The organism is Bradyrhizobium sp. BLXBL-01, assembly GCF_051853025.1.
Taxonomy (GTDB): domain Bacteria; phylum Pseudomonadota; class Alphaproteobacteria; order Rhizobiales; family Xanthobacteraceae; genus Bradyrhizobium.
Genome location: NZ_CP182471.1, coordinates 6,951,225 through 6,965,302, shown reverse-complemented (window position 1 = coordinate 6,965,302; position 14,078 = coordinate 6,951,225). Strand labels below are relative to the sequence as shown.

Sequence of the window (14,078 nt, the reverse complement as noted above, 5' to 3'; positions counted from 1 at the left end):
ACGATTTGAACTCACTTCCACTCTAAATCGGAATCGTGACGGCACTCATCTGATTGCCATCACTCCGTCGTATTGTCGCGAGCATTCAGTGCTCCGCCGTGATCGGAGATGGTGACGTCGCGGCAGCATCGCGTGCCACGCGTCTAGCTTACGATTGTGGTTGGATCTGTCGGAATTGGGTCGAATTGTTGATGAACGTCACGGGCAAACAGCATCAGGTCGTGATTGCCTTGTTCTGGTCGCTTGCCCAGAATTGGGGCGGCCGGGCGCTGTCCTTCGTGCTGTTCCTGGTGCTGGCCCGGCTGCTCAATCCCGCGGATTTCGGCCTTGCCGCGCTCGTCGCCTTCATCCTGCTGCTCTTGAGCTCGGTCGCCGAATTCGGCTTCGGTGATGCGTTGATCCAGCGGCGAACGCTCGAACCTGCCGATGTGACGCTGCCTTTCTTCTGCTCATTTGCAGCGTCGACGATCCTTGCGGTTCTGATTGCTGTCCTGGCGACGGATATCGAGCGCTGGTTCGACGTGAAGGGGCTCGCGCCGCTGCTCACCGCCGCGAGTCTCTCGCTTCCGATCGGCACCGCGACCCTGTTCCAGGAGGCGCTCTACAAGCGCCAGATGGATTTTCGCGTGCTCGCGGTCAGGACCATGGTGGCGACCGCCATCTCCGGCGTCGTGGGAATTGCCTGCGCCTATGCCGGGTTCGGTGCGCTCAGCCTGGTGATCCAGGTGGTGGTTCAGAGCGCGGTCAGCGGCCTGTGGCTCTGGAGCCAGCCGCGTTGGCTGCCGATGCGCGGCTACGATGCCAGAAGCTTCCGCGAGCTCTCCGGCTATAGCGTCCATGTCGTGCTGAACCGGCTGCTGGATTTCGCCATCGTTCGCACCATCGACATGATCATCCTGTCGCTCTATGGCGTCGCCGCCCTCGGCATCTACACGGTCGGTGCGCGGGTCTACATCATCCTGATGCAGCTGCTCACCCAGGCGGTCATGGACGTCGCGCTCAGCGCGCTGTCCAAGATCGCGCATGAGCGCGACCGGATTGCCGGGGCCTACCTGCGCAGCGTCAGTCTCGGCGCGCTGGTCGGATCGCCCATCTTCGTGCTGCTTGCGGCGATCGCGCCGGAAGTGTCCCTGCTGCTGTTCGGCGCGAAGTGGAGCGGCAGCGAAGCGGTGATGCGACCGCTGATGCTGGTCGGCGCGATCCAGACGGTGCAATTCGTCAACAGCGCCTATTTCGGCGCGCTGGGCAAGCCGAACTACGTCTTTGCGCTGAACATCATCAAGTTCTGCACGGTCGTGCCTGCGATGTTCCTGCTGCCCTCGCGCGACATCGGCCAGCTGGCGACGATCTTCGCCTTCGCGCAGCTCGTGGTCACCCCCGTGACTTTCGCGCTGGCGCTCCGGCTCTTGGGCCTGAGCTGGAGCCAGTTCCTGCGTCCGATTGCGGGCTGCCTGTGCGCCATCGTCCTCGCCTATGGCGCGGTCGTGTTGTGCCGCGCGGCGACGCCCGACATCAACCCGTATTTGCGGATGGGGCTGCTGTCGTCATGTTTCGGCGCGACCTATCTGATGAGCATTCTGCTGTTCTGGCGGAAGCAGCTCTTCTCCCTGATCGATTTCGTCGTGAAGCGCGGTGCGACCGCCTGAGGAAGACGAGGAGGACCACGTGAAGCAATTGATCCCCGTACCCGTGCGCAGGCAGCTTCGAGGCTGGCTCAACAGCGCGAAGAACACGCCCTTCGCGGTCGATCTCCTCGAATTGCGCAGATGGCAGATCGCCCGGAAGGATGTCGGCGTCAACGCCGCACCGCGCAACAATCCGCGCCGCCTCCTGGTGCTGCCCTCCGATCCCTGGAGCATTCATCAGTCGCGCGGCGACGAGGCCATGATCGAGGCGGCCGCCGGAGAGATGAAGCGGGCCTATCCGGATCTCGAGATCTACATCGTCACCGCCACCGCGGCGGCCAGCGCCGACGTCCGCGTCATGGGCTTCAAGCCGCTCGAGCTCTGGAAGCAGCCGTTTTCCTATGAGACGGTCGCGCAGGAGCTCTCGATCATCCGTCCCGATTTCGGCGTCATCCTGGGCGCCGACGTGCTCGACGGCTATTATTCTCCGGTGGATGCCGCGCGCATGCTGCTCGTCGCCGACCTGATGGCGGCGTTCGGCGCCAAGGTCAGCGTGCTCGGCTTCAGCTTCAATTCCCGTCCCGCGAAGGCGCTGCGCGAGGTGTTCCGGCTGATCGATCCGGGTGTGGTCCTCAATCTGCGCGATGCGATTTCGCTCCGGCGTTTCGACGACTTCGCCCGGAAGCGCGCCCGGCTCGTGGCGGACGCGGCGTTCATGCTGACGCCGCGAGCGGACACCGCCGCAGTCAAGGCAATCGCGGCCACGATCGCGCGACAGCGCGCGCAGGGTCGCAAGGTCTTCGTCTTCAACATCCACCCGATGCTGTTCAAGAAGCCGGAGCCGGCCAAGCTGCGGAAGATGATTGAGCTCGCGGCGAGCGCCATGGAGCGGCTGTCGCGGCAGCACAATGTAAGCTGGGTGCTGCTTGCACATGACTACCGCCCCGAGATCGCCGACGACAATTGCCTGCGGCCGCTGGCCGACCGGCTCAAGCCCACGCTCGGCGAACACGTGCACCATGTCGAACAGACGCTGTCGGCGGGCGAGATCAAGGCCGTCGTCGGGCTGGTCGACGGCGTGATCACCGGCCGCATGCACCTCGCCATTGCGGCGCTCGGACAGGGAACGCCTGTCGCCGCGATCACCTATCAGGACAAGTTCCAGGGCCTGTTCGCGCATTTCGGCATCAGCGAGCAGCTGCTGCTCTCGCCGGCCCAGTTCCTCGTCGGCGACAGCTTCGAGCAGTTTGTGGGGCACTTCCTCGGTGCCTTTGAGGCCGCCGGCGACCAGGTCCGCCAGGCGCTGCCTGATGTCATGGAGCTGTCGCGTGCCAATATCGCACCGTTACTCGGCGATAGCGCGATCCGGATGGCAGCGAAGGCCGACGGCAAGGTGGCCTGAACGCCTCCTAAGCGCGATGCGATTAGGGTCAATCGTCATCGCGCTTTAGGCGTCAGTTGACCGCCCGCTCGGTATTGTCGAAGCGCAGGGCCGGTTCGGCTGCCTGAGCCTTGCGCGGCGACGCGACGCCGATATCGGCCCAACGATTGATCAGGCGCCGCGCCGGATTTTCGAAATAGGCGTAGGTACGGTCCGCGATGACGGTGAGGACTACGCAGCATGCCAGGGCGAACAGGCCGAACTGGTCCGGGCGCAGCTCGAGCCAGGTCCATAGCGGCTTGAACACGGCAATGAGGATGGCGTCGTGCAGCATGTAGATCGCGTATGAGGTGTTGCCGAGCCGTCCGAGCAGCCGCGCGCCGGGAAATTCCCTAAAGGCGCTTTCGCCAACCGCGGTGAGCAGGATGGCACAGGAGAACAGCAGGATGGCCAGATCCGGCTTGGCGAAGACGTTGAGCACGAGCACGGAGAGCCCGAACACGGCGATGCCGGCGAACACGACCGGCTTGTGCCGGTAGGGCCCTGACATTCGGAACAGGATGGCGAGCAGGATGCCGTTGAGGAAGCTCGGCAAGGCGCGCAGCATGCCGTAGTCGAAATTGGCGCCGTACATCTGCGACCGCTCCTGCCAGATCGGCAGATGGCCGTGGGCAAGGACCAGATAGAGCGCCGCCACGATGACGCCGAGCACGACCGGCTGGACCTTGCGCGCCAGCAGCATCAGGAGCGGAAAGATCAGATAGCAGAAGAATTCCGCGCTGATCGACCATGACGGCGAGTTGAAGCTGAGATGGTTGGTGACGCCCCAGGCCTGGAGCAGCAGCAGGTTGTAGAGGAAGTCCAGCGGGGTTGATCGCGCCGTGCGCTCGAGGCCGACGCCGATCAGCACCACGAAGACGAGCAGGCTCAACAGGTGCAGCGGATAGATCCGCGCGATGCGTCGGATCATGAACCGGGAATAGGCCCTGACACCACGCGCGTCGGACGGGTAGGAGTAGGAGATCACGAAGCCGGACAGGATGAAGAACATGTCCACGAACAGGCCGAAGGACCCGTTCCAGGCCGGCGAGATGCCCGGGTCGATCATCTTGAGATGAAAGATGAAGACGCCGAGGGCGGCAACGAAGCGATAAAAGTCGAGGACGACGAAACGTCTTGCTTCACTGGCTTCCATCGGGCCTCGGAGTCCTTGCGCGGGTCGTCTGTCTTCTAGAGACGAATTGTGACGCAAGTTCGCAGGGCGCGGCGCCGTCGCGGCCATCCGTCCGAATTCATGCGGCCCATCCAATAGCGGATGGCTGCCAGCTCCTGCTCATCAATGAGGCAGGCGCCCGGCAAACGAACAGGGGGCCGGGACATGGTCCCGGCCCCTTCGATGTCGATGCGCGCTTGGGCAAATGGCGCCCAGCTCAGACGAACAGGAAATCGTGGCTCGTCAGGTTCGAGACATAGACGTTCTTCAGCAGGATCGTGTCGTTGGCCGAGAACGTGATGAGCGCGTTCGTGCCGGACTGCGTCATCTGCAGGTGGCTGTAGTCTGCGGCCAGGAGCTTCGAGATCTGGATCACGTCGTGGCTCGTGCCGTCGCCGGCCTGGAAGTTCAGAACCTGGTCCTGGCCGTGATCGTAGGCGATCGTGGTCGAGCTCGGCGCGGCCGAGAACACGTCGTTGCCGGACCCGCCCTGGATCGTCACGCCGGCAGCGACCGCCGTGACGTTGTGGGTGCCGTCGGTCTTGGTCTGATCGAAGAACTGCAATGCGCTGGCGCTGTTGTAGTTTTCGTGCTGCGTCGTGCCGGTCTGTCCGTTGAAGTTGAACAGGAACACGTCCTTCGTGCCGTCGGCATTGTTGGCGATCTCCTGGGTCTTGACGCCGGCACTGTTGTAGATGTCCGTCAGCTTGCTGCCGTCGTTGTGGATGACCTGGGTATAGTCCAGCGTGCCGTCGGCGTGGGTCCGGGTGAGCTCGACCAGCTTGCCCGAGGCGTCGAGGTGCTGATGCTGGGTGGTGTAGGACTGCCCGGTGACGTTGTAGTTCCAGTTGTCCGACGTGCCGTCGGCATTCTTGATGTAAGCCGCGGTCTTCACGCCGGCGGTGTAGACCGTCGTGGAATTGTAACCGTCGCTCTTGGTCGTCACCTCGCTGGTGATGACGCCGTTGGCATCGTACCAGTCCGAGGTCTTGGTGCCGTCCGCGCTCTGCACCAGCTTGAAGGCCAGGCTGTTGTCGGCGTGGGTGCGCACGATGTTGGTGAGGAAGCCGGTCGTATCGTAGGTGTCGTGCTCGTTGGTGTAGTTCTGGCCGACGACGTTGAACTGGAACACGTCCTTGGATCCGTCGGCGTGATAGTCGGTCTCGGTCTTCTTGACGCCTGATGCATCGTAGTTGGTGACGACGCTGCTGCCGTCGCTGTTCACCACCTGGGTGTAGTCGAGCGAGTTGTCGGCATGCCAGCGGATCACCTCCGTCGTCCGGCCGGCCGGATCGAGGTGCTGATACTGCGTCGTATAGGTCTGGCCGGTGATGTTGTAGCTGTAATTGTCGTGGCTCATGTCGGCGTTGGTGATGTAGGCCGCGGTCTTCACGCCGTTGGTATAGACCGTGGTCGAGCTGTAGCCGCTCGGCTTCTCCAGCACCTCGCTGGTGAGCACCCCGTTTGCGTCGTACCAGTCCGTCGTCTTGGTCCCATCGCTGCTCTGCACCAGCTTGAACGCCATGCTGCCGTCGGCGTGCTTGCGGATCAGCGTGGTGAGGAAGCCGCTCGCGTCGTAGATGTCGTGCTCGGTCGTGTAGCTCTGGCCTTTGATGTTGAAGAGGAAGACGTCCTTGCTGCCGTCGGCGTGGAGATCGGCTTCCTTGATACGCGTTCCCGCCGCATCGTAATTGGTGACGACGCTGCTGCCGTCGGCGTTGATGACCTGCGTATAGTCGAGCGTGCCGTCGGCATGCTTGCGGGTCACTTCCGTGATCTTGCCCGTGGGATCGACGTGCTGGATCAGCGTGGTGTAGCTCTGGCCGGTGATGCCGAAGGCGTAGTTGTCCTGGCTGCCGTCGGCGTTCTTGACGTAGGTGTTGGTCTTGACGCCGTTGCTGTAGACCGTGGTGGACATGGTGCCGTCGGCTTTCTGCACCACCTCGCTGGTGAGGGTGCCCGCGGCATTGTACCAGTCGGTCGTCTTGGTCCCGTCGGGCGTCTGAACCAGCTTGAAGGCGAGGCTGCCGTCGCTGTGCAAGCGCGTCAAATTGGTGAGGAAGCCGGTCGAGCTATAGACGTCGTGCTCGGTCGTGTAGTTCTGGCCCTTGATGTTGTAGGTCCAGACGTCCTTGCTGTGATCGGCATGATAGGTGGTCTGCACCAGCTTGACGCCGGTGGCGCTATAGGTGGTGATCACGCTGCTGCCGTCGCTGTTGTAGACCTGGGTCGAGTCCAGCGTGCCGTCGGCGTGGCTGCGGGTCACCGAGGTGACCTTTCCGGAGGCATCGAGGTGCTGCACCTGCGTGGTGAAGCTCTTGCCGGTGATGCCGTAGGTGTAGTTGTCCTGCGAGCCGTCGGCATTCTTGACGTAGGCGGCGGTCTTCACGCCGTTCGTGTAGAGCGTGGTGGAGTAATAGCCGCCGGACTTCTGCACGACTTCGCTCAGCAGCGTGCCGGCCGTGTTGTAGGTGTCGGTGGTCCGGGTCCCGTCGGTGGCGATGTGGACGAATTTCGTCTGCACGCCCGAGGTGTAGCTGATCAGGTCCTTGGAGCCGTCGGTGTAGGCGACGGTGGTCGAGGTCGGCTGCCCGTTCGAATTCAGGCCGGTGTCCGCCTTCGACACAAGCGTTCCGCTGGCGTTGTAGGTCTTCGTGCTGCTCCAGGTCGCGGCCGTATTCGTCACCGAGAACGAGTAACCGCCCTGGATCTTGGAGAGGGCGCTGCCGTAATGGGAGATGATGTAGTCCATGGTCGCCTTCGAGGCGACCGGCAGGACGTGCGAGTCGGTCAGTGTGATGCTCTGCAGCGCCGTCGATTTGCTGAGGTCGGACAGTTGCGGCACGATCTCGGCCGCGGTGCCGGTGACGCTGGTCCGCGTGTCCGGCGGCGTCGGCGTGGTCGCAGGCGCGTCGATCTCGATGATCAGCGGGTGATCGCTGACCGGAATCGTGATCGAGCTGACGTCGGTGTAGCTGGCGATCGCAGTGGTGCCCGTCAGGGTGTCGTAAACCTTCACGGTATGATGGACGGCGCCGAGGTTCACGGTGACCGTCTGGGCCGCATTGGACAGCTCGGTATCGGTGGCGTCGTTCCAGAGCTTCGGCTCGGCCCAGACGACGAGCTCGTAGGCGCCGTTGCTCTTGCCGAGCACCATGCTGTTGCCCGTGGCCGGCATGTTGCTCAGGGTGTAGTTCAGTGGGTCAGTCGGCTGGAGGCCGCCCTTGCCGTCGTCGGCCAGAATGGTCGTGAGATTGTGAATCGCCGTCGCGGCGAGCTTGGGCGTGCCGTCGGAATTGAACAGTCCGAAGTTCGCTTCCGGGTTGGTGTTGGCGGCCGAGGAGTCGCGGTCGAACAGCTCGTAGAGATAAGTCGCGCTGACGCCGGCCTTGTAGGCATCGACCAGCGTGTTCAGGATCGATTTGGCCTGCACCGTCTCGTTGACGCCGAGATATTGGGTGTTGGCCTGCGTGGTATAGCCGGTCTCGGTGATGACGACGGGTTTTCCCGGTGCCGCGGTCATGACGGCGCTGAGCGTTGCCGCGATGGAGCTGTCGGTGGTCAGGCTGGTGCTGACATAGGCGTGGGCGTTGGCATAGTCGACCGAGCCCGACATGTCGCCGAGCTGCTTGTAGCCCTGTGGATCGTTGTAGGCCAATGACAGATTGTAGACGGGGATGCTGGCGAGCGTGGCGTTGGAATTGACGGCCTGATAGAGCGCGCTCTGGAACTGGGCCGCGGCCGAAAGGCTGGAGCTGCCATTGTAGCTGAAGGGCTGGTGATTGGCCTCGTTGAGCCCCTCGATGGCGCTGATGCTGCCCGCATGGTTCGATGCGAATTTCTGCAGCGAGGCGATGTAGTTCTGCAGCCCGACCGTGCCCGTCTGCGGCAAAGCGGACGAAACCAGGAAATCGAACTTGTAACCGGCGGCAGCGAGGCCCTCGACCACCGGTTGCGCAGCCGGGCTGGTTCCCATCGCGTCGCGAAGATGGGTGACGCCGAGATATTTGAGGTCATCGACCATCACCGCGAGATTGTTGTAGCCGGTCCACCCGAACCCGGCATGCGTGTTGACGCCGATGGAGTTGATGAAGCCGCTGGCAGACAGGATTGTTTGATCGGACATTGCCCACTCGAATTTCAGCGCGAACGAAATTGCTCGCAGGGATTTGCGTTCAACCTTCTCTGTCGAGTGTGAATTTCAGATAAAAATGGAAGCTACAAATCGCGAGTGAAACGCGGTTCCTTGCGTAGGAACAGATCGACTCGAGTCGCAGCAGAATGCTTGATGCGATGCCCGTGCAGCGTGGCGTCACGAAGGCGCTTTCAAGATTTTCATGATCTGCGTTGCTGAATATATGCGCATAAGATCCGAGATCGTAGGATTGCACAGCGCGCCGGCAGCCATGCCGCCTTCATGGGCGGGTAAGGTGATGCTTTTTAACGCACTGGTTGTGTCCGTATTTTCCCGGGTATTGGTGCCTCGGCTTCCGGGGAAAGGCTGACGGTCTCGCGAGGGAACTGGACCGGCTCGGCTCAAGCATCGGCTTGACCATCCGCAAGGTCCGGCAAGAAGCGATGCGTGCCGCCGATTAACCGCGGCGGGCCAGCATCAGAAAGTCTCCGCGCCATCCGACGATCGCCGTTGCGATCGCGGCGATCATGATCTTGCCCGCGAGCCAGGCCGCCGGCTCGGTCGGCATCGCGCCGAGCGATCCGATCAGCGCCGCTGCCGCCAGCGCCTGCACGACCAGGGACCAGCGCGGGAATGCCTCGAACCGCAGCGTCGGGCCGAGCGCGACCAGGATCGTCGCGAGCGTGGCGAGGCAAGCGCAGCCCACTGCCTGTCGCGGCGACAGGCCGGCCCATGTCGCGGCCAGCGCGAGGGCGGCGACGATCGCGAGCTGGCCGGCCGCAACGACCACGAGCCTCGTCGCGCGCTTCTCCAGGTGCGGAACGACCGCGACGGTCGCCTGGAGATGCGTGTGCAGGAAATAGAAGACGGCGACAACAGGTGCCGTCGTCAGGAAGCCATCAAGGCTCTCCCGCGGAACCAGGATACGGGCTGCATCCGGAATGAAGCCGACCAGGCCGCCGAGCAGCACGAGTGTCGTGCAGACCATGAATTCGAACATCCGCCGCGCCGATTGAACCGACTTCATGACGGTTCCGCGTTCGAAGTCCTTCACCACATCGGGATAGCTCACGGTGTGGATCGCTGCATTGAGGACCCAGAACGGGCGTTGCAGCAGGTCGAGCGCGATCGAAAATCCGGCGCCGGCTCCCGTCGCGCCCAGCCGGCCGATGATAATGAAGCGGAGCAGCACCGGCACCGACAGATGGATGACGGACGCACCCGCCGCCAGCATGCCGTAGCGGGAGAAATCCTTCCAGTCGGCCAGCACCCTCCGCAGCGGAACGCGCTCCAGGGGTGTGCGATAGGCCAGCAGCCCGGTGAGCAGGCCGAGCGCGTGGCCCGCGCCGACGCCGAGCAGCGCCGCCTCGGCCGTTCCCCAAATCGCGGCTCCCGCGGCGGCCCCGGTCAGGAGAGCGGTGGCGCGAAACGCCAGAAGAGAGGAGGCGATGCCCAGCCGGTCGGACAGACGGACCGACAGGAAATAGAGGTCGGTCAGGCCCTGAAGCACGGAGATGCCGAGGCCCAGCGCGATGATCCCAGCCGGGAGCACGCTGGCCAGCGATGCGCAGCTGCCGACCACGACGAGCGCGGCCGCGCTCGACATGCCTGCGGCGAAGAGCGACCACCTCAGCCGGGCCGCCTCGTCCTCCCCGGCTGCTGCCAGAAAACGCAATCCGGCGAGCTGCAGCCACTCGAACATCAGGACGCAGAGCAATTGGCTCGAGGCCAGTGCCAGCGAGAAATTGGTGTAGTCGGCGGCGGGCAACAGGTGACTGATCGCGAAGATCAGGATGATCGCCGCGGCACTCTGATAGAGGTAGCCCGCCATCGCGAAGAGGCGTGTCATCTCGGAATGAGGCGTTCCTTGCCGACGGCCCGCGGCGCTTTGGTTGCCGAGCGCATGCGCGACATCCGCTGCTCGCGCAATTGCTCATACAGAGTCTTGTAGGATGACAGCACGTCGGCAAATATCCATTTGTTGGTATCCGCGATCAGGCGCCGGCTGATCTCGTCGATCTTGTGCGGATCAGACGCGACTGCCAGCATGCTGTCGGCCAGGGATTGCGGATCGGCATCGGTCAGCCAGCCCGTCACGCCGTGCTCGATGACCTCGGGCATGCCGCCAAAGCGCGTTCCGAGCAGCGGCCTGCCGGCCGCCTTGGCATCTGCCACGACGAGTGGACCGGGGTCGTGCCAAATGGATGGCGCGACCACCACGTCGACCTGCTGGTAGAAATCGTCCGGCGCCACGAAGCCCATGAACTCGATACGCGCATGCGGCGCGAGCGCCCTGAGGCGGCGTTGCTCCTCCTCGCTGACCCGGCCGGCGATCATCATCCGGATGCGGTCGGGCGGCAGCATGGCAAGGGCATGCATCAGGTTGTCGATGCCCTTCTCCTCGGTGAGGCGGCCGATGAACCCGAACGTCACTTCCGAGCTGCAGACCGGGCGAGGATAGGGCTCGCGCGGCGGCTCGGTCGAGGCGTTGCGGATCACGGTGCGGATCGGCGTCTCCGCGAACATGCCCATATCGGTATGGATCGACAGCACGCGCTCGCTCACGCCGACCACGGCGCTCAGCCAATGCGTCGCCCGCTTGCGATGAAAGGTCAGGATCCCGCAGCTCGTGCAGGTGTGCTCGCAGGAGCGTCCCTTGTCGAAGCGAGAGCAGCGCGGGCAGGTCAGATAATAGTCGTGAAGCGTATGCAGCACCGGCACGCCGAGCTGGGCGGCGACGCGCCAGATCGCGGTGGTGAGACCCGACAAATTGTTGGAGTGCAGCACGTCCGGCTTGAAGGCCCGGATGCGTTCCGCGATCACCGGCGCCTCAATCTGCCAGTCGTCGACCGCATGCCAGATGCTGCGCAAGACGGTGTTCTTCTGCTCGGTGAAGGGGCGATAGATGTTCTGGACCGGCGCGGAATAGACGTTGATGCCGTTGCAGCTTTCGCGCTCCTGCCCATGGGAGGACGCGGCCCGGATCACCTCGACCTCGTCTCCGCGCTGCGCCAGGCCCTCGGCGAAGCGCCGCGCGAAGATCTCTGCACCGCCGACGATCTTCGGGGCCTGAGGCGTCGGATAAAGCGTGGACGTCAAAAGAACTTTCATGGCGTAACCTCATGTCTTGCAAAATCGCGCTTACCGCGCCGGTCTTATCTCCAGGGAGGGCATGGCACCGTTGCTTGCTGCAATGAGAACCGGCGTGCTCGAAACCGGAATCCAGGCTCCGGACGCAGGTCTTGCGGCCGAGTCGCACGGCAGCGCAAACGTTGCGCCTTCCTGATCGCCCTTGAGCCGGACCTCGTAACGCCGGTCGGGAGCCTCGGACCAGACCGCAACTCTGGCGCCGGACGTCGTCGTTGCGTTGATCGACACGACGCCGCTGGCGAGCTCGCGCTTCTCGGCGCTCAGGCTGGAGCGGATGAAGGCCCAGGCGCCCTGGACCGCGCAGGCGACGGGTTTCGGCGAATTGTCGAAACGGTAGAGCCCGAAATTGTGCTCCAGCTCCGATGGATTCTGTCCGCTGTCCTTGAGCTCGTAGAGCCAGATGCCTTTGAGCCAGCGCGCCGCGGTCGACGCCCACAGGATGAGCTGCGCACTATTGTCGGCCTGGGCCTGCTCGCTGACGCCGCATTTGTTGCTGGCCGTGGTCCAGCCGGTCTCGGTGACATAGACCGGGAAGTCGGGGTTTCCACTCGCCTGGCCGACGAGCCGGTGAAACGCCGTGAGTCGCTCGATGATCTCGGCCGAGGTCCGTTTGCTCGGGCCCATGCAGAAATTATAGAGATGGATCGAAGCGCCGTCGGCATACTGCAGAATGCCGGTTCGCAGCATCTTCTCCGTCCACGCCCAGCCCAGATCGTCACCGAGGGCGCCGACCAGGAATGGCGCATTCGGCGCCGCGCGCTTGACCGCAGGTCGCGCGACTTGCGCCAGCGCCAGATAATTTTCCGGCGAGAATGCGGCATCTTTCTTTGCCGCCAGATTCCACTCGTTCCAGAGCTCGAACAGGGGATGCTGCGCCACGACGGATTGCGCCGCCGCTGCCGCATAGTCGGCGAACCGCTGCCGCGCCTCATCGGTCGTCGGCGGCGAGGAATTCGGAACGAGATGATGGCCGAAGGCGAGAATCAGCAGCGGACGCGCAATGCCGGATCTGACCTGCGCCTCGAGCCGGCCCAGCCTGGGCGTGAAGCCCATCCGGCGTCCCGCCGTTTCGAAATCGGACCAGGGGAAATCGTCGCGGAAGGCGTTGAGGCCGAGTTGCTTGATCTGGGCGATGTTCTCCGCAGGCACGTATCCCCGCGCGCTCACCGGCCCGCCCAACCCCTGATGGGTGCCGACGCCGAGCAGGAATCGGGCGTCGAGCGGTTGAGCGCAGGCGGGGACCGACAGAACAATGACCGAGATGAGGCCCGCGAGGCGAAGGACATTGTCGCGAAGCAACGTGCGTGGGCGTGTCATGGTCTAGATCATGCTCACGCGCGATGCAGGGGCAGTGACATTATTCGAGAGCATCGCCATCGCGATCTCCCGCATCTGCTAGGGCAAGCGTGCATGTTGATCATCAGAAATTCTTGGAGAGGTCCGACTGCAGCCCCGCCTTCGCTTCGACGGGCGTCTGGTCGTCCCGAAGCAGCTCGGCATAGACCTGCTGCAATTGTGCATGCGTCTTCTCGACGTCATAGAGCTGCTTGAAGCGGTCGTAGCCGCGCTGTCCCAGCACCTTGAGGTCGAGATCGAGTGCTCGCCGGAAGCCGTCGACGAGCGGCTGCACCGCGACGGGCTCGCAAAGCACGCCGGTGACGCCGTCGACGACGATTTCGGGCAAGGCGCCGCTGCGGAATGCCAGGATCGGCTTGGCCGCGCGCATCGCTTCCAGGGCGACGAGGCCGAAGGCTTCCCATCGTGACGGAATCACGACGAGATCGGCTGCCTCGAGCTGGGTCTCGATGGTCGGCCGGTCCAGCCAGCCCAGCAGGGACACGTTGGGCGGCACCGCCGGGCCTTCATACTTGTTGACGACGGAGGCGCCGATCATGCGGATGTCGAGGACGTCCTCGAGCGCGCGCGCCGCTTCGATAAGGAGATCGAAGCCCTTCTGCCGATCCAGGCGTCCGATGAACAGCACCTTGACCTTCTTGGAGGTCCAGTCCGCCGAGACGGGCTGCGGCGTGCGGCTCTTCGAGATGCCGTTGTGGACCAGGGTGAGGCGGTCGGCAGGAATTCCCGCGCGCAACGCCTCGCTATGCTCGTCGCCGGAGATGCAGATGATTCGGTCCGACGTGCGCGCAAGCAGGTTCTCCGCCGCCTTGGTCAGCACGTGACTGAAGCGGCCGGTCTCGCGCGAAAATGCCCAGCCGTGCGGACAATAGACGACGCGCGGTCCGCCCGAGCGGGCTGCCAGCGCGGGCCGGAGCACGAGCCCCGCAAAGGAAGAATGCAGGTGCACCACGTCAGGTCTGAAGGCGTCCAGCGCTTGCATGCTTGCACGCAACATCTGGAATAGGCCGGCGACGCTGCGGCCGGATCGCTCGAATGTCGTAATCTGGTTGTCATCGACCGCGCCGAGGTCGTCCCGATGATCCGACGGCACGACATAATGCACGTTCTCGGCCCCGAAGCTGGCCTGCTGCTGAGGATGCAACTCGTTCAGATAGCTCGCGATCCCGCCACGGATCGTTTCGGCGATGTGCAGCACTTTCATCGTTTGCCTTGCAT

Annotated in this window: 8 protein-coding genes; 2 read left to right on the top strand and 6 right to left on the bottom strand. The window is 63.7% G+C overall.

Features of this window, described 5'->3' with window-relative positions; all coding sequences use genetic code 11:
* Positions 1–191 precede the first annotated feature (191 nt).
* Together ACNJYA_RS32285 and ACNJYA_RS32280 are read left to right on the top strand one after the other, a co-directional pair.
* Positions 192–1,646, top strand: coding sequence for a lipopolysaccharide biosynthesis protein (locus ACNJYA_RS32285; protein ID WP_439401344.1), 1,455 nt, complete (start codon positions 192–194; stop codon positions 1,644–1,646).
* A gap of 19 nt (positions 1,647–1,665) precedes the next feature.
* Positions 1,666–3,027: a polysaccharide pyruvyl transferase family protein gene (locus tag ACNJYA_RS32280; protein ID WP_439401343.1), complete on the top strand. Its 1,362-nt coding sequence runs from the start codon at positions 1,666–1,668 to the stop codon at positions 3,025–3,027.
* 52 nt (positions 3,028–3,079) lie between these two features.
* Here ACNJYA_RS32280 and ACNJYA_RS32275 read toward each other — a convergent pair whose 3' ends face one another.
* The 6 genes from ACNJYA_RS32275 to ACNJYA_RS32250 all read right to left on the bottom strand — a co-directional run bounded on the left by ACNJYA_RS32275 (position 3,080) and on the right by ACNJYA_RS32250 (position 14,064).
* Positions 3,080–4,201 carry an acyltransferase family protein gene (locus ACNJYA_RS32275; protein ID WP_439364406.1) on the bottom strand — a complete coding sequence of 374 codons (1,122 nt, stop codon included), beginning with the start codon at positions 4,199–4,201 and terminating at the stop codon, positions 3,080–3,082.
* Between the two features lie 235 nt (positions 4,202–4,436).
* Positions 4,437–8,345 (bottom strand): RHS repeat protein, encoded by a 3,909-nt coding sequence (locus tag ACNJYA_RS32270; protein ID WP_439401342.1) that lies wholly within the window; start codon positions 8,343–8,345, stop codon positions 4,437–4,439.
* 466 nt (positions 8,346–8,811) lie between these two features.
* Positions 8,812–10,203 (bottom strand): hypothetical protein, encoded by a 1,392-nt coding sequence (locus tag ACNJYA_RS32265; RefSeq protein WP_439401341.1) that lies wholly within the window; start codon positions 10,201–10,203, stop codon positions 8,812–8,814.
* Positions 10,200–11,465, bottom strand: coding sequence for a glycosyltransferase family 4 protein (locus tag ACNJYA_RS32260; protein ID WP_439364403.1), 1,266 nt, complete (start codon positions 11,463–11,465; stop codon positions 10,200–10,202). Before ACNJYA_RS32260 ends, ACNJYA_RS32265 begins: the two co-directional genes overlap by 4 nt.
* Before the next feature lie 30 nt (positions 11,466–11,495).
* On the bottom strand, positions 11,496–12,821 hold the full coding sequence (locus tag ACNJYA_RS32255) for a hypothetical protein (RefSeq protein WP_439364402.1): 1,326 nt from the start codon (positions 12,819–12,821) through the stop codon (positions 11,496–11,498).
* A 103-nt stretch (positions 12,822–12,924) separates the two neighbouring features.
* A complete protein-coding gene (locus ACNJYA_RS32250; protein ID WP_172785812.1) occupies positions 12,925–14,064 on the bottom strand; it encodes a glycosyltransferase in 1,140 nt (379 codons plus the stop codon).
* Positions 14,065–14,078: the final 14 nt, after the last annotated feature.

Coding starts and splice junctions, on each gene's coding strand:
- ACNJYA_RS32285 (WP_439401344.1), top strand. CDS start 192: ATGAACGTCACGGGCAAACAGCATCAGGTCGTGATTGCCTTGTTCTGG.
- ACNJYA_RS32250 (WP_172785812.1), bottom strand. CDS start 14,064: ATGAAAGTGCTGCACATCGCCGAAACGATCCGTGGCGGGATCGCGAGC.
- ACNJYA_RS32255 (WP_439364402.1), bottom strand. CDS start 12,821: ATGACACGCCCACGCACGTTGCTTCGCGACAATGTCCTTCGCCTCGCG.
- ACNJYA_RS32265 (WP_439401341.1), bottom strand. CDS start 10,203: ATGACACGCCTCTTCGCGATGGCGGGCTACCTCTATCAGAGTGCCGCG.
- ACNJYA_RS32275 (WP_439364406.1), bottom strand. CDS start 4,201: ATGGAAGCCAGTGAAGCAAGACGTTTCGTCGTCCTCGACTTTTATCGC.
- ACNJYA_RS32270 (WP_439401342.1), bottom strand. CDS start 8,345: ATGTCCGATCAAACAATCCTGTCTGCCAGCGGCTTCATCAACTCCATC.
- ACNJYA_RS32260 (WP_439364403.1), bottom strand. CDS start 11,465: ATGAAAGTTCTTTTGACGTCCACGCTTTATCCGACGCCTCAGGCCCCG.